We start from the raw sequence: 15,472 nt of genomic DNA on the forward strand, positions 1-15,472 counted from the left end.
TCACCAGCCCGACGCGGTGTAGACGACGGCCCGGGTCGCCGGGTCGCCCCAGGCGAGTTCGCGCAGCAGCGCGGCGGTGCCCTCCTCGGGGTCGATCAGCGCGACCCCGCGCCGGGCGTACGCGCGGCCGAGTTCCGCGTCGACCATGCCGGGATGGTGGACGGAGGGCGCCCAGGGGCCCCAGTGGACGGTCAGCGCGCGCCGGCCGGTCCGGGCGGCCCAGTCGGTGCCGAGTGCCTCCAGGGCGTCGTTGGCGGCGGCGTAGTCGGCCTGGCCCCGGTTGCCGAGGACGGCGGCGATGCTGCCGAACAGCACGGTGAACGCCGGTGCGGAGGGCAGGTCGTCCAGCGCGGTGAACAGGGCGCCGGCCCCGGCCGTCTTGGTGCCGTAGACGCGCTGGAAGGACTCGGGGGTCTTCTCGGCGATCAGCCGGTCCTCGATGACCCCGGCGGCGAAGACCACACCGTCGAGCCGGCCGTGGTCGGCGTGGATCTCCTTGACGGCCTGGAGGACGGCGTCGCGTTCCCGGAAGTCCACCGAGCGGTAGCGGGCCGTGCTGCCGAGCGCGGTGAGTTCGGCGAGCGTGGTGGTGATCTCCCGTTGGGCGAGGACGAGTCCGGCGGCCCGGTTGATCTCGGCGGGCCTCGGTGCGCCCGGGCCCGCGGCGAGCACGGCGCGCAGCTCGACGGGGGTGCGGGCGGCGGCGATGTGCGCGGCCTCGGGTGCGGTGGGCGCGGGGGTACGGCCCAGCAGCTCGATCCGGCACCGGCAGGCGGCGGCCAGGGTGGCGGCGAACCGCGCGGTGATGCCTCGGGCACCGCCGGCCAGCAGGACCACGGAGTCCCGGTCCAGCCCGAGGGCGGCGGCCTCGGCGGTACCGTCCCCGGCGGGTCCGGCACCGGTGCTGCCGAGCGGGCCGAGGGGCACGGGCACGAGTTCCAGGCCCCGGCGCTCGCCGGTGGCCGTGCGCAGGACCACCGGGGCCGGTTCCGGGGAGCGCAGCTCGGCGAGGACGGCGTCGGCGACGGCAGCCGGCCCCGTGTCGCCGACTGCCAGCACCCGGGCCGGCAGGCCGGGATACTCGCGGCCGACGCTGCGGACCAGCCCGTCCAGGCCCGCCGACCGCAGCGCCCCGGCGCCGTCGGCGGCGCGCACCGCCAGCAGCACGCGGGGGCCCCGGGCCAGCGCCGCCCGGAGCACCGGGAAGGCGTCCGGCAGCACCGGGTGATCGGGCCCGGTGAGCGCCCCGAGGTACAGGACGCCGTCCACCCGTCCGTCGGCCGCGCTGAGGAGATGGCCCCGGTCGAACGGCACCACGCCGGCCCCGCACCCGCCGAGCCGCGCTGCGACCTCGCCAGCCACGGCCTCGGCTCCGCCGAGGAGGACGAACCGCTTGCCGGACAGATCGACGGCGCGACCGGGACCCGGATCCGGCAACGGAACCGGCCGCAGCTCGTAGCGCCGGGGGGCGATGCCGCGGGGGGTGCCGGCGGTGGGGGCGGGTGCCGTGCCGGGTGCGTTCTGCTGGGGGGCGGGGGCGGGTGCGTTCTGTTGCGGCGCGCTGCCGCGAAGGGGGCCCGCAGCGGAGCCGGACGCACCGGCGGGTGTGCCTGCCCGGGCGGCGAGGCGGTCGGACGCGCCGCCGGGTGAATGTGCCGGGGCCGCAGTGCCGTGGGACACACCGCCCGGTGCATCCGCCGGGGTCACAACGCCGTGGTTCGCACCGTCAGGTGTATCCGCCCGGGTGCCCGCGCCCTGTCGGGTGGGGGTCGCGGGGCAGGAGACTCCGCCGCCCGCGTCCGCCTGGACGGCGACACCCCGCGCGATGCTTGCGGGGGCCGGCGACGCGCCGTCGGCCTCGGACGCGCCGCCGTACGAGCCGGAGTCCGGCGCTCCTTCCCCGGCGCCCGCCCCCCTCCGGGTCGTCAGCCAGGCCGTGACCGCCGCCGCGGTGCGCGCCTTCGCCAGTTCCTCCAGCTCCTCGTCGGCCAGGAGCCGCGCGCCGCCCGCGATGCCCAGGCGCTGGGCGAGTTCGCCCGCGATCTCGGCACGCTTGATCGAGTCGATGCTGAGGTCGGCTTCCAGGTCCAGGTCGGGCTCGATCATGTCGACGGGGTAGCCGGTCCGTTCGCTGATGATCTCGCGTACGACCCGCTCCACGTCGACCGCCGCGTCCACCGCGTCCACCGCGTCCGCCGGGCCCGGAGCGGCGTCGGCCTGTACGACCGGATCCCGATCCGGCATCGGCATCGGCGCGAGGGCCGCGACCGGGGCAGGCACCTGTGTCGAGACCGGGGCCGACGCCGGTACCGATGTCGTGGGCGTGGCGCCGAAGTAGGTCAGCAGGACGTCCCTCTGTGCGGCGATCATCTCCCGGCTGGTGCGCAGGAACTCGGAGATCAGCGCGTCCCGGTCGGTGGGGACGCCGTTCGGCTGGTCGGTCGTCACAGTCGTCTCCACGACGCGTCGGGCCGGCGCGAGCGCACCGGGCAGGAGGGCTCCGTCGGCGGTACGGACGAGGTGTCCGTCGACCGTCCACCCGGGCCGCTTCGGCGCCGGGGTACGCAACGCGTCGACGGCGTCGCGGCCCCGGAAGAGCCAGGCGGTGCACACCGGTTGCCCGGCGACGGCGAGCCGGGCGAGGGCGTCGAGCCAGCCGGCCAGTCCGCTGTCGGCCCGCGGTTCACAGGCGACCGTGCGGTGCGGACGGTCGCCGAGGATCCGGCCGACGAGCCGGGTGAGGACCGTACCCGGGCCCGCCTCGACGAAGATCCGCGCCCCTGCCTCGTACATCGCCTCGATCTGCGCCGCGAACGCGACCGGCGCTCCGATCTGTGCGGCGAGACCGGCCCGCACGGCGTCGGGGTCCGGTGGGTACGGCGTGGCGGTGCGGTTGGCCCAGACGGGGAACTCGGGGACGCGGACCGGCTTGTCGGCGAGGACCTTGGCGAACGCCTCCCCCGCGGCGGCCACCACCGGGCTGTGGAAGGCGCAGGCCACCGGGATGCGGCGGGCGCCGAGGCCTGCGGCGCGCAGGGCCCGTACGGCGGTGTCGACATCCGCCGTCGGCCCGGAGATCACCGTCTGCTCCGGCGAGTTGACGTTGGCGACGACGACCGACCCGGGTGCCCCGGCGGTGCGCAGGGCGCCCGCGACGGTGTCGGCTGGGGCGCCCACGGCGGCCATGGTGCCGGGCTCGTCCCCGGCCGCCGCCAGGATCACCGCGGCCCGTTCCGCGCTCAGCTCCAGCAGGGTCTCCGGGTCGAGGGCGCCGGCCGCGGCGAGGGCGACCAGTTCGCCGTAGCTGTGCCCGGCGGCGAGGTCGGGGTGGACGCCGGCCGAGGTGAGGAAGGCATGGGCGGCGAGGCCCGTGATGCCGAGGGCGGGCTGGGCGGTCCTGGTGTCGGTGAGCGCGGCGCGCCGGCGCTCACGGGCGGCGTCGTCGAAGGCGGCCGGCGGGAAGAGCCGGTCGGCGTGGTCGCGGCCGAGGTGCAGGTAGTGCCGCAGCTCGGGCAGGGTGACCAGGAGGTCGCCGAGCATACCGGTGCGCTGACTGCCCTGACCGGGGAAGAGGAACGCGACCAGGCCGGCGGCCGGGTCCGGGGAGCCCTCCGCGCGGCCCCGGCCGGGGTCGGTGAGTCGCTCCCCGGCGATCGGCCGGGTGTGCCTCGAGTCGTCGGCCCCGCCAGGCTCACCGGCGGAACCGGGGCCGCCCGCCACGGCGGCACGAGTGGATCCACCGGTCGCGCCGGTCCCGCCGGTCCCACCGGCCGGGCCAGGCCCGCCGGCCTCGGCGGCACGGCCGGACCAGTCCGTCGCCTCCGCGCGGGACGCTCCGCCGGCCGCGGCCGCGAGATGCACCCCGGTTGCCGGATCAGCACGCCCGGCCAGGAACTGCCGTAACTTCTGCGTCAGTTCTCCGATGTCCCGGGCCACCAGGGCGGCCTGTACCGGCTCGTGGGAGATGTCGGCGCGGCGGGCCGCGGCCAGGGCGAGATCGCGGAGCCGCCAGGTGCCGGTCGCGGACTCGGCGGACCGGAGGATCTCCTCGGCCTCCCGGCGGGCCGCCGCCATGTCCCGGCCCCGGAAGAGGAACAGCTCGGCGGGCCAGGCGTCCAGTGTCTGCCGGGGTGGGGGCGCGTCACCGTACGCCGCCAGCACGGCATGGAAGTTGGTGCCGCCGAAGCCGAACGCGCTCACTCCGGCGAAGCGTTCACCTGCCGGTGCCGCCCAGGGCTGGGCGCGGGTGTGGAAGACGAACGGGCTGTCGGCCTCGTCCCAGGCCGGATTGGGGCGGTCGACGTGGAGGGTGGGCGGCTTGACGCCGGTGTACAGCGCGAGCGTGGTCTTGATGAGGCCGGCGAGGCCGGCGGCGCACTTGGTGTGCCCGATCTGCGACTTGACCGAGCCGAGTGCGCAACCGCCCGTCGCGGCCCCGGCCTCGGTGAACACCTCGCCGAGTACGGTGAGTTCGGTGCGGTCACCGACGACGGTCCCGGTGCCGTGCGCCTCCACCAGGCCGACCGCGGCGGGCGGGACACCGGCGTTGCGGTACGCCCGCTGGAGCGCGGCCCGCTGGCCCTCGGGGCGGGGCGCGGTCAGGCCGCGGGCACGTCCGTCGCTGGCGGAGCCGAGGCCCTTGACCACGCCGTAGATCCGGTCGCCGTCGCGCTCGGCGTCCGCGAGCCGTTTCAGGACCACGCAGGCCACGCCCTCGCCGAGGGCGATGCCGTCGGCGGAGGCGTCGAAGGCACGGGACCGGCCGGTCGGGGAGAGCGCGTGGACGGAGGAGAACAGGACGTAGTCGTTGATGCCGTTGTGCAGGTCGGCGCCGCCGCACAGCACGAGGTCGCTGGTGCCGCAGACGAGTTCCTTGCAGGCGACGTCCAGCGCGGCGAGGGAGGAGGCGCACGCCGCGTCGACGGTGTAGTTGGCGCCGCCGAGGTCGAGGCGGTTGGCGATCCGGCCGGAGATGACGTTGGCCAGCATGCCGGGGAAGGAGTCCTCGGTGAGCCGGGGCAGCTGCTCCGCCAGGCCGTCGGGGACCTTGCCGAAGTACGACGGGAGGACGGCGCGCAGGGTGACGGCGTTGGACAGGTCGCTGCCGGCCTCGGCGCCGAAGACGACGGAGGTGCGGGAGCGGTCGAACTCCCGTCCCCGCTCGCCGTATCCGGCGTCGTCCAGGGCGTTGCGGGCCGCCTCCAGGGACAGCAGCTGGACGGGTTCGACACTGCCGAGGGAGGCGGGCGGGATGCCGTAGCGCAGCGGGTCGAAGGGGATGGGCGGCAGGAAGCCGCCCCACTTCGAGGCGGTACTGCCGGCGGTGTGGTGGACGGCGGGGTCCCAGCGGTCGGGCGGGACCTCGGTGACGGCGTCGCGGCCGGCGACGACGTTCGCCCAGAAGGCGGCGAGGTCGGGGGCCTGCGGGAACATGCACGCCATACCGACGATCGCGATGTCGAGCGGTGGGGGCGGGGGCGGTTCGGTCACGCGGTCCTGCCCGTGCCGGACCGCCCGTACCGCCTCCGCCGCCCCTGCCGTCCCCGCTCCCGCCGCCTCCGCCGCCCCTGCGGTCCCTGCCGTCGCGGCGGCCCGCGCGGCGAGGAAGTCGGCGGCGCCGTCGGTCACCGCGTGGTGCAGGGCGGTCACGGTGGTCGGGGCCGAGCGCAGGACGGCGACCTGTCCGGCCATGAACAGTCCGTCACTGAGCTGGAGTCGCTCGTCGACGGTCCGCAGGTCGCCGTCGTCGGTGCGGGTCAGGCCCTTGCTGGCGATGCGCAACCGGCCGACGTTGAGGCGTTCCAGCCGCTCCCAGACCTCCCGGTCCGGCACGCCCCGGGCGCGTAACGCGGCTTCCCGCTCGCGGTAGTCGCGGGTGAAGGGGCTCGGGACGCAGCGGGTCGCGTGTCCGGGGGCGGTCTCCAGCAGGGCGGTCGCGGTGGCGGTGAGGACCTGCCGCTGGAAGAGCGGCCGGACGGCGCCGTGGGCGACGGCCTCCTCGGTGAACAGGTAGGCGGTGCCCATGAGGAGGCCGACGGCGGTGCCCCGCGCGGTGAGCGGGGCGGCCAGGGCGGCGACCATGGCCGCCGACCGCTCGTCGTGGACGCCGCCCGCGAAGAAGAGCTCCAGCTGCCGCGCCGTCTCGTCCTCCCGGTCCGCCAGGAAGTCCTCCAGGACGGCGACCTGGGCCTCCCAGAGCGGGAAGGAGGCCCGGGGTCCGACGTGGCCGCCGCACTCGGAGCCCTCGAACACGAACCTGCGCACGCCCGCGTCCAGGAACTGGCGCAGCAGTCCCGGCGAGGGCACGTGCAGGAAGGCGTGGATCCCGGCCCGCTCCAGCGCCTCGGCCTGGGCCGGCCGGCCGCCCGCGATGATCGCGTGGGTGGGCCGCAGCTCCCGTACGGCGTCCAGCTGGGCGCCTCGGATGTCCTCCGGCGCGAAACCGAGCACGCCGACGCCCCAGGGCCGGCCGTCCAGCACCGCCCGCGCCTCGGTGAGCATCTCCCGGGTGCGCCCACCGTCGGCCAGGGCCAGCGCGAGGAAGGGCAACGCCCCGTCCTCGGCCACGGCGGCGGCGAACCCGGCCTGGTCACTGACACGCGTCATGGGCCCCTGCGCCACCGGCAGCCGCGTCCCCAGCGCCCGGCTCATGGCAGACCCGGCCCGCAGGGCGGTGGCCGCCGGCGGCACCATGGCGGTCCCGGACCGCACGTCCGGCGCCGCCGGCGCAACCGTCACCCCCCGCCCCACCGAAGCCACGGGCACCGCCGGAGGCACGGGCACCGCCGCCGACGCCACCTCCGTCGCCTCCCACCCCGCCGAAGCCATGGGCGCCACCGGAGCCACGGGCATCGCCGCAGACGTCACCTCCGTCACCTCCCGCACCGCCGTCGACAGCGCGCGGACGACGCCGCGCACGTCGTGCCACCGTTCGGCGAAGCGGGCGGCGAGGTAGCCGTCCTGGCCCACCGGGAGCAGTCGGCCGCGGGGGTCACGGGCGCTCAGCAGGGCCGCGACCGCGTCGGGGTCGTCGGGGGGCGGCTGGGGCGTGTCCGGGCCGCGTCGCCGCAGTACCCGGTGTCCGCCCAGCACGACGGTCTCGGAGCCGTCCAGGGACCGCAGCACCGCGCGGACCGCCTCGGGCAGCTCCGACTCGGCCAGCAGCGCCAGCTGGCTGTCGAGGACGACACCGGCCGCCCCGCCCGCCACGGCTGCCGCCGCCGTGCGCGGGCCGATGCCCCCGCAGGCCCAGACGGGCAGGTCGCGGTCCGCCGTGTCGGCGTCGGACAGGAGTTGTTGCAGCAGGACGAAGGTGCTCAGCTCACCGACCCGGCCGCCGCTCTCGCCGCCTCGGGCGATCAGCCCGCACGCTCCGGCACGGACGGCCGTACGGGCCTGCCCGAGGTCGGTCACCTCGGCCAACACCCGGACGGTGGAAGGCAGTCCGGCTGCCGCCCAGGGGGCGTCCGGGGTCAGGACCACGGTGTCCACGGCGTCGATGGCGCCGCCGACGTCGGCGGGGGTGAGGGCGCAGCGCCGGGTCACGCGCAGGCCGAAGGGGCCCGGCGCTGCTCTTCTCAGCCGGGACAGCTGTTCGCGGGATCTTCGGTCACCGGTGCCCAGGTCCAGGATGCCGAGGGCGCCGGCCGCGGTGGCGGCGGTGGCCAGCCCGGCGTCGGGTTCTCCGAACGGGGTGAGGCACAGGATCAGGTCGTGGGCACGCACAGGGGAGGTCATGATGCTCCGGCACGATCGGCGGGGACAGCACGGTGGGGGGTACGCGCGGCGGGACACTGGCGAGACACTCTGGTGCGAGGGCAACGGAAACTAGCGAGGTCATTACTCGCGGGTCAATAACGCCGCAGCCTTTCCCTGTGCGGTGGCGCCGATTCGGCCAGCCCGCCGAATTCCCCGCAAGAGGCGGTAAATCCAGCGATTCCCTTCCGGTGTGCGGCGTCCGGTGCGTGGCGTCGGGGCCGTCCTGCCGTGCGCGGCACACCCGGCCGATCCCCGCTGAAGCGCACCCCGCCGCACCACACGCCCGCCCCGGCGTCGTGCGCCGGGACATTCGGCGGGGTTTCGCGAATCGCGGCTGCGGCCGGCGCGGTGGCTCGAACCGGGCCGACGGGAACCGGACACGGCGGCGCGGGCCCGTGCCGCCGTACGAACGGGGCCGCTCCGCACGGAGCGGCCCCTTCCCACGTCAGCCGAGCGGACCTCGCACGGCCGCCGCCACGGGACCGCCGCCGGTGGCCGTCCCTGCGACCGGCGAGGTCGGCGTGTCGGGCGGATGCGGAGCGCGGGGCATGCCGAGCGCGCCCGTCGTGGCGAGGGCGCCGAGCCTGTCGAGCGCGCTGAGTTTGTCGAGCCCGCCGAGCCTGTCCACGACTGGCGCCGGGAGGTCTCCCGCCTTCCCCGCAGCCCGGGGGGAGCTTCCGGACGGCCGATCCGTCCGGGCGGCGCGGATCTGTGCGACACGCGGAGTCGCGTCCCGCCGGCCGACGTCCTGGCCGGTGCGGCCCGGAACGCCGCGCGAGCCGCCCGTGCCCTCCTCACGGCCGGGAGAGCGCCCGGCAGCGACCCCGGCCCGGTCACCGGGCGCGTCCCGCTCCACCCGCCCGTCCGGCACCGTGCCGGACCGCGGCCGTCCGCCGACCGCCGCCGGCTCCAGCGCCCACCGCTGTCCGGCCGAGCCGTCGCGTTCCGCCACCTCGACCCGTGCGCCGGACCGACCGGAGCCGGGGGCGAGCGCCAGACCGTGGTGCCGGCGGAGCAGGATCTCGCCGCGCACCGTGACGTCGTACGACACCTCTCCGGCGGGTGCGAGGCAGCGGGCCGGCGCGACGGTCCGGGTACGGGGGTCGGCGGCGAGGCAGAGGGCGGGGTCCGCGGCGCTGCGCAGCAGGCCGTCGTCCCCGTACGACCACTGCTGCGCGAGGGAGGTCGAGCAGGGCGCCAGCCGGACGTCCGCGCCCGCGGCCACCCGGTCGCCGCGCACGTCCAGGCACAGCCCGGAGGCGAGGCCGCGCAGGGTGCCGTGGGCGATCTCGACGGGTGCGCCGACGGAGGCGGTGGAAGGGGAGGCCGCGGGACGGGCACCTCCCGCGCCCGGCCGTGCGGTGCCTGCGGCGGGGGCTTCCCGGGTTCCTCCGGCGGGGGCTCCCCAGGTGGCGCCGGGGACGGGGACAGCGTTGTCATCGGACCAGCTTCTGGCCACGAGGACGGTGGCGAGCAGGGCCAGGGAGACGAGTCCGACGCCGAGGGCGACGGCCTTGCGGTGGCCGGGCTCCGCGGCGGTGCGGTGCCGGCCGCCGGTGCCGGGGAACGGGGCCGGCGGCACCGATGGTGGCGGGCTCGGCCGCTCCTGGAGGGCGGCGCGGCCGGGCCGCGAGTCGAGGTAGCGGCGGGCGCCCCAGCCCAGCACGGTCTCGGCGAGCAGCAGGGGCAGGCCTCCGTCGAAGAGGCCGAGTTGTTCGGCGGCGTGCCGGCAGTGGGCGCAGACCGTCAGATGCCGGCGCACGTCCGGCAGCAGGGCGCCGCCGCGGCGGAGGGGGATGTCGAGGAGCCGGTTGTGAAAACGGCATTCCGTGGTGGGGGCGAGTTCGCGGTGGGCGCGGACGCAGCCGGCGCGGAATTGCTCGCGTGCCTGCTCCAGGGCGGCTGTCGCGGCGAGCGTGTCGATGCCCAGCAGACCAGCCGGTATGTTTATGGGTTCGGCCTCGACCTCGGTGTGCCAGAGAAGGCATTGGGAGGCGCCCGGTAGCGCCCGGAATGCGTGGGCGGCGAGCTGCCTGCTTTCCGGCGGTCCGGGCTTTGTGGCGCGCAGCCCGCGACCTCCGGTGGTTTTGCGCAATTCCGGCAGGGCGATACAGGCCGCGTCGTCCACGGCCCAGGCGCGGACGAGGTCGCGGACGGCGACCAGCAGGCGTGGGCGCAGGGCACCGCCGGCGGCCGCCGTACGGCCGAGCACCTGGTGGAAGGCCGCGGTGGCCAGCAGCTGGGCGGTGGGGCCGGCTGCCGCCAGGCAGACCACGGCGTAGTCGCGGGTGGCCCGCCAGTGCCGGGCGAGCAGCAGCGCGACGGCGTGGTGGTGGCCGTCCTCCGGGCCGCTCAGCCGGGCGACGAGGTCACGGTCGGACTCGCCCGTCGGGACGGGCGAGGGCGGATAGGGCGGGCGTGGGGGGTGAGGGGACTGCACGGAACCATTTCCTTTCCAGCCGCAGGACGGGCATGCGCAAGGGGCGTCCTGTCGGAAAGCAGTGCCTGATTGGTGCATACCTAAAGGGTTCGGTCTCGACGTCGACGTCGGCCTTTGCCCTCCCGTGGGGAGGCTCACCTTGGCACACGCGGCTCACCGGAAACAAGAAGCGCGAATGCCCCGGTGGCGAAGTCGGGGAATTGACCGACGGTTACCGCCGGTATCGTCGGCCAGGCGACTGAACAATGGTCAACTCCCGTACCGGGAAAGCCGGATGACACACGGAATCTGCGCCTTCCCGGCACGTCCCACAGCCGGTTCCCACGCTCCTGCGGACGCGTTCTCCTCCGCGCGGCCCCGCGCCCTGCGCCCGCCCAAACCTCGACCCCCCGGCTGAACCGCCTGGCCGCGGGAGTTCGTGGCCGGGCCGCCGGGCAAGGAGGGACGGCGCGGGCCGCCTGAGGCGCAGTCGACCTCAGGCCGGCCGGTGCTCGCCGGGGGCCACGCGGACCACCATGGCCAGGAGAGCGGCCACCAGGCAGACCGCGCTGAGGGTGACCCACACCGTGTCGTAGGTGCCGAAGACGTCCCGTGCGGTGGCGCCGAGGAACGCCGAGGCGCCGGCGCCCAGTTGGTGGGCGGAGTTGGTCCAGCCGAAGACGATCGGGCCGTCGTCGCCGTAGGTCCGCTGGCACAGGGCGATGACCGGGGGCACGGTCGCGACGTCGACGAGACCGTAGACGACGGCGAAGGCGATCAGGGACGGCCGGGCCGTGGCGGTGAAGAGCAGGGGCAGGGTGAGCAGGGTGAGGGCGCGGACGGTGAAGTAGACGGCCAGCAGCCGCCGGGGGTCGAACCGGTCGGTGAGCCAGCCGGAGACGGCCGCGCCCAGGGCGGAGAAGACGCCGATCAGGGAGAGCATGGACGCGGCGACGGTGGCGTGCATGCCGTGGTCGTGGGCGGCGGGCACCCAGTTGCTCCACATGATGCCGTTGGTGGAGGCACCGCAGATGACGAACATGCCGGCCAGCAGCCAGAAGGTGCCGGTGCGCATGGCCTGGACGAGGACGGTCACGGTGCGGCGGGCGGCACCCTCGGCGGGGGCGGGCTTGGCGACGAACTCCTCGCCGCCGTACGGCAGGACGCCGACGTCGGCAGGGTGGTCGCGCAGGAACAGGGCGACGAGGGCGGACACGGTCAGCGCGGCGAGCGCGAGGGTGACCACCGGGGGCTGCCAGTCGTAGCGGTCGACCGCCCAGGCGAGCAGCGGCAGGAACAGCAGCTGGCCCAGGTGGCTGGAGGCGCTGAGCGCACCGGTGACCAGGCCGCGCCGGCGGACGAACCAGCGGCTGGTGACGAGGGCCGCGAACGTCATCGTCAGGCAGCCGCTGCCCAGGCCGATGAGCACCCCCCAGTACAGGACCAGCTGCCAGGGCGCGGCCATCGCGTTGGTGAGCAGGGCGCCGGCGGCGACGAGGAGCATGGCGCCGGCCGCGACCCGGCGGATGCCGACGCGTTCCATCAGGGCGGTGGCGAAGGGGGCGGTGGCTCCGAAGAGGACCATGTTGACGGAGGCGGCCAGGGCGATCTGGCCGCGGTCCCAGGCGTACTCCTGGTGCAGGGGGGTGACCAGCAGGCCCGGGACGGTGGTGAAGGCACCGGCGGTGACGATGGCCGCGCCGGCGACGACGGCGATGGCCCACGCCCGGTGTCCGGCGGGCCGGTAGCGGTCCGGTGCGGAGGCGGGGGGTGAGGTCACGGGGGTCTGCGCTTGCTGAGCCATGACTCCAGCCTGTCCGGGACGGCGGTCACCCGGCGAGTGTCTCGATGGCCATGATGCGCAAGAATGTGGCCATGGCGAACCGGACCGTCTTCTCGCATCCCGCACGTCACGGCGTGGCCGTACTGGCCCGCCAGATGACCCTGCCCATCGAACTCGGCATCGTCCACCAGCTGTTCGGGCAGGCCCGCACCGGGGCGGACCCGGTCGGCGATCCCCTGTACGAGGTCGTCACCTGCGCCCTGGACCCCGGACGGGTGCGCACCGACGGTGACTTCACCCTCAACGTCCCGCACGGCCCGGAGGCGCTGGCCGAGGCCGACACGGTGATCGTGCTCTCCTCCTACGACGACTACGAGCAGGAGCTTCCCGGTCTCCCGGGGCCGCTGGCCGACGCGTTCGCGCGGATACGGCCGGGCACCCGGGTGGCCTCGATCTGCACGGGCGCCTTCGTCCTCGCCTCCGCCGGCCTCCTCGACGGGCGGGTGGCGACCACGCACTGGCGCTACGCCGACCGGTTCGCCCGGCTGTTCCCCCACGTGGAACTGGATCCCGACGTGCTGTACACCGACGGCGGCGACGTGCTGACCTCGGCGGGCTGCGCCTCCGGGATCGACCTGTGCCTGCACATGATCCGCCGTGACTTCGGCATGGCGGTCGCCAACGACGTCGCGCGCCGCACGGTCGTACCGCCGCACCGTGAGGGCGGTCAGGTGCAGTACGTCCGCCGGCCCGTGCCGGAGCCGTCCTCGCCGTCCACCGCCGCCGCGCGCGGCTGGGCCCTGAAACGGCTGGCGGAACCCATCACCCTGGGGCAGATGGCCGCCCAGGAGGCCATGAGCGTACGGAACTTCACCCGTCGCTTCCGGGACGAGGTCGGCGCCACCCCGATGAACTGGCTGACCCAGCAGCGTCTGGAGCGGGCCCGGGAGCTGCTGGAGGAGTCGGATCTGCCGGTGGAACAGGTGGCCGAGCAGGCGGGGCTGGGCACGGCCGCCAATCTGCGGCAGCACTTCCACACGGCGCTGGGCACCTCGCCCAGCGCCTACCGGGCCACCTTCCGCGGGCCGGGCACGGCGGCATGACGCGGCGTGGGGCGGCCGCGGACGGCCGCCCCACGCGGGGAGAGGAACGGGAGGAAGGGACGGCTAGCGCCGGAACTCCCGGTTGCCGAGGTGCTGCGGGCGCGGCTTGGCCGCGGCGAAAGGCTCCTCCAGCGTGTTCTCCACGCTGTTGTAGACGATGAAGATGTTGGAGCGCGGGAACGGCGTGATGTTCCCGTTGGAGCCGTGCAGCAGGTTCGAGTCGAACATCACCGCGGATCCGGCGGGGCCGGTGATCTGCTCGATGCCGTGCCGCTCGGCCATCCGCGTCAGGTGCTCCTGGCCCGGGGAACCGACGGTGATGCGGTGCACGCGCAGCGACTCCTTGTGGAAGTCGGGCGGTGTCTCCCCCACCGACGGGATGAAGGTCTTGTGGGTGCCCGGCATGACCAGCAGCGGCCCGTTGAACGGGTGGTTCTCGCTCAGCGCGATCGAGACGCTGAACGCACGCGGCCGGGGCATGCCGTCCTCGGCGTGCCAGGTCTCGAAGTCGGAGTGCCAGTCGAACTCGGCGCCGCCGAAGCCGGGCTTGTAGTTGACCCGGCTCTGGTGGACGTACACGTCGGAGTCGAGGACCTGGCGGGCGATGTCGGTGAGCCTGGAGGAGAACAGCAGCCGGGCGAAGACCTCGCTGACCTTCTCGACCTCGAACACCGAGCGCACCCGGTCGGAGTCCGGCTCCATCACCACGCGCTCACCGGCACGCAGCACCGGGTCCTGGCCCAGGCGCTGCAACTCGGCGCGGTAGGTCTCCACCTCCTCCGGGCTCAGCAGGTCGTCGAGGACGAGGTAGCCGCCCGAGTCGTAGGCCGCCAGCTGCTCCTGGCTGAGCGGGCCGGGGCCGTGGCCCCACACGGTGGGGTCGACCCGCGGCTGCGGGACGGCCTCGCCGGCCACGCGCGTCGGGTAGAGGTCGGGGCGGACGGTGGTGCTCATGCGGCGGTCTCCTTCACGGGTGAGGTGATGTCGGTGGGGGTGTCCGTTGCCGGGTCCAGGGCGGGCAACGGGCCGATGCGCTGGAGGATCTCGTCGTGGTGGCCCTCGCCCAGCAGTTCGGCGGGGAACAACACGTGTTCGGTGATCTCGGCCGTCCGCCGGCGGGCGTACTGCCGGAGCACCATGAGGATCGAGCGGTTCTCGGCCGACACGCTCGCCTCCACGAAGCGTGCTCCGCGGGCGCGTTGCCGCTCGGCGGCCTCCTCGAAGAGCTTCACGCCGAGGAAGGGGATGCCGTGCCGCGGGCTGACGGCGGTCTGCCACACGAAGTAGGTCTCCGGTTCCTCGGGGCGGCGGTAGCCGGTGAGGAAACCCACGATCTCGTCGTCCACGGTGGCCACGAGGGAGCAGTCGGCGAAGTCGCGGAACCACAGGACGTAGGCGTACGGGCTGTTGGTGTCGAGTCCGGGCGTGCTGTCGACCAGGTCCCACACCTTCAGCCCGTCCTCGGGGGCCGGCGTGCGGAACACCGCCTTGGCGGCCGCCATCTCAGGCCGCCTCCCCGTCGGCGAGCAGGGGGTAGACACCGTTCGCGTCGTGGTCCTCCCGGCCGGTGACCGGCGGGTTGAACACGCAGATGTAGCGGGAGTCGGTCTTGGGGCGCAGGGTGTGCCGCTCGTGCCCGTCGAGGAGGTACATGGTGCCGGGGGTGATCCAGTGCTTCTCGCCGGTCTCCTCGTTCGTCAGCTCCGACTCGCCTTCGACGCACAGCACGGCCTCGATGTGGTTCCGGTACCACATCGACGTCTCGGTTCCCGCGTAGACGGTGGTCTCGTGCAGGGAGAAGCCGACCCGCTCCTTGGCGAGGACGATCCTCTTGCTCTCCCAGGTGCCGGACGCCGCCTTCACATGACGGTCGGTGTCCTCGATCTCCTTGAACGAACGGACGATCACGGTGTGACGCCTCCTTGGTTCGGGTGTGCGTGGGTGCGTGGGTTCGGGTGTGTGGGCGTTCGGGCTGCGGGGGTCGGTGGGGAGGAAGGGGTCAGGCGGTCTCCCGGACGGCGCGGGCCAGGGTCTTCAGCCCCTCGTCCAGTTCCTCGGGCGTGACGGTGAGGGCGGGCAGCAGCTTGACGACCTCGTCCTCGGGGCCGGACGTCTCGATGAGCAGCCCGAGTTCGAACGCGCGCCGCGCGACCCGGGAGGCCCGGTCCTTGGCGTGGAACTCCAGACCCCAGACCAGACCCCGGCCGCGGTACCCGGTCACGTCGGCGGGGTTCTCCGCGTGGACGGCGGCGAGTTCCCGCTCGACCTGTTCGCCACGGCTGCGGGTCTGCTTCTCCATGGCCGGGCTGTCGGTCCAGTAGGTTTCCAGGGCGGCGGTGGCGGTGACGAAGGCGGGGTTGTTGCCGCGGAAGGTGCCGTTGTGCTCGCCCGGCTCCCACACGTCGAGTT

Annotated in this window: 8 protein-coding genes; 1 reads left to right on the forward strand and 7 read right to left on the reverse strand. The window is 74.9% G+C overall.

The features are described 5' to 3' along the window. The 3 genes from ACZ7N4_RS21640 to ACZ7N4_RS21650 all read right to left on the reverse strand — a co-directional run bounded on the left by ACZ7N4_RS21640 (position 1) and on the right by ACZ7N4_RS21650 (position 11,981). On the reverse strand, positions 1 to 7,737 hold the full coding sequence (locus ACZ7N4_RS21640; RefSeq protein ID WP_471360012.1) for an SDR family NAD(P)-dependent oxidoreductase: 7,737 nt from the start codon (positions 7,735 to 7,737) through the stop codon (positions 1 to 3). Positions 7,738 to 8,203: 466 nt separating this feature from the next. Next, on the reverse strand, positions 8,204 to 10,198 hold the full coding sequence (locus ACZ7N4_RS21645; protein ID WP_471360014.1) for an RICIN domain-containing protein: 1,995 nt from the start codon (positions 10,196 to 10,198) through the stop codon (positions 8,204 to 8,206). A 475-nt stretch (positions 10,199 to 10,673) separates the two neighbouring features. Beyond that, the gene (locus ACZ7N4_RS21650; protein WP_471360016.1) at positions 10,674 to 11,981 is read right to left on the reverse strand and encodes an MFS transporter; all 1,308 of its coding nucleotides are present in this window, start codon (positions 11,979 to 11,981) and stop codon (positions 10,674 to 10,676) included. A 71-nt stretch (positions 11,982 to 12,052) separates the two neighbouring features. On the opposite strand from ACZ7N4_RS21650, the gene ACZ7N4_RS21655 reads away from it, so the two are divergent. Beyond that, positions 12,053 to 13,063, forward strand: coding sequence for a GlxA family transcriptional regulator (locus tag ACZ7N4_RS21655; protein ID WP_471360018.1), 1,011 nt, complete (start codon positions 12,053 to 12,055; stop codon positions 13,061 to 13,063). 63 nt (positions 13,064 to 13,126) lie between these two features. On the opposite strand, the gene thpD is transcribed toward ACZ7N4_RS21655, so the two are convergent. From thpD to ACZ7N4_RS21675, 4 genes are all read right to left on the reverse strand, one after another. After that, positions 13,127 to 14,017: an ectoine hydroxylase gene (gene thpD, locus ACZ7N4_RS21660; protein WP_471360020.1), complete on the reverse strand. Its 891-nt coding sequence runs from the start codon at positions 14,015 to 14,017 to the stop codon at positions 13,127 to 13,129. Beyond that, positions 14,014 to 14,565, reverse strand: a complete 552-nt coding sequence (gene ectA / locus ACZ7N4_RS21665; RefSeq protein WP_471360022.1) for a diaminobutyrate acetyltransferase — start codon at positions 14,563 to 14,565, stop codon at positions 14,014 to 14,016. Before ectA ends, thpD begins: the two co-directional genes overlap by 4 nt. 1 nt (position 14,566) lies before the next feature. Further along, complete coding sequence (locus tag ACZ7N4_RS21670) at positions 14,567 to 14,971, reverse strand: ectoine synthase (RefSeq protein WP_471360023.1); 405 nt, start codon at positions 14,969 to 14,971, stop codon at positions 14,567 to 14,569. Between the two features lie 91 nt (positions 14,972 to 15,062). Further along, on the reverse strand, positions 15,063 to 15,472 hold a 410-nt coding region (locus ACZ7N4_RS21675; RefSeq protein ID WP_471360024.1), incomplete at its 5' end, for an aminotransferase class III-fold pyridoxal phosphate-dependent enzyme.

This window comes from Streptomyces sp. NPDC107654 (assembly GCF_055639035.1).

Bases quoted from the DNA above. Each gene is read 5' to 3' on its own strand.
- ACZ7N4_RS21655 (WP_471360018.1), top strand. From the start codon at position 12,053: ATGGCGAACCGGACCGTCTTCTCGCATCCCGCACGTCACGGCGTGGCC.
- thpD (WP_471360020.1), bottom strand. From the start codon at position 14,017: ATGAGCACCACCGTCCGCCCCGACCTCTACCCGACGCGCGTGGCCGGC.
- ectA (WP_471360022.1), bottom strand. From the start codon at position 14,565: ATGGCGGCCGCCAAGGCGGTGTTCCGCACGCCGGCCCCCGAGGACGGG.
- ACZ7N4_RS21650 (WP_471360016.1), bottom strand. From the start codon at position 11,981: ATGGCTCAGCAAGCGCAGACCCCCGTGACCTCACCCCCCGCCTCCGCA.
- ACZ7N4_RS21640 (WP_471360012.1), bottom strand. From the start codon at position 7,737: ATGACCTCCCCTGTGCGTGCCCACGACCTGATCCTGTGCCTCACCCCG.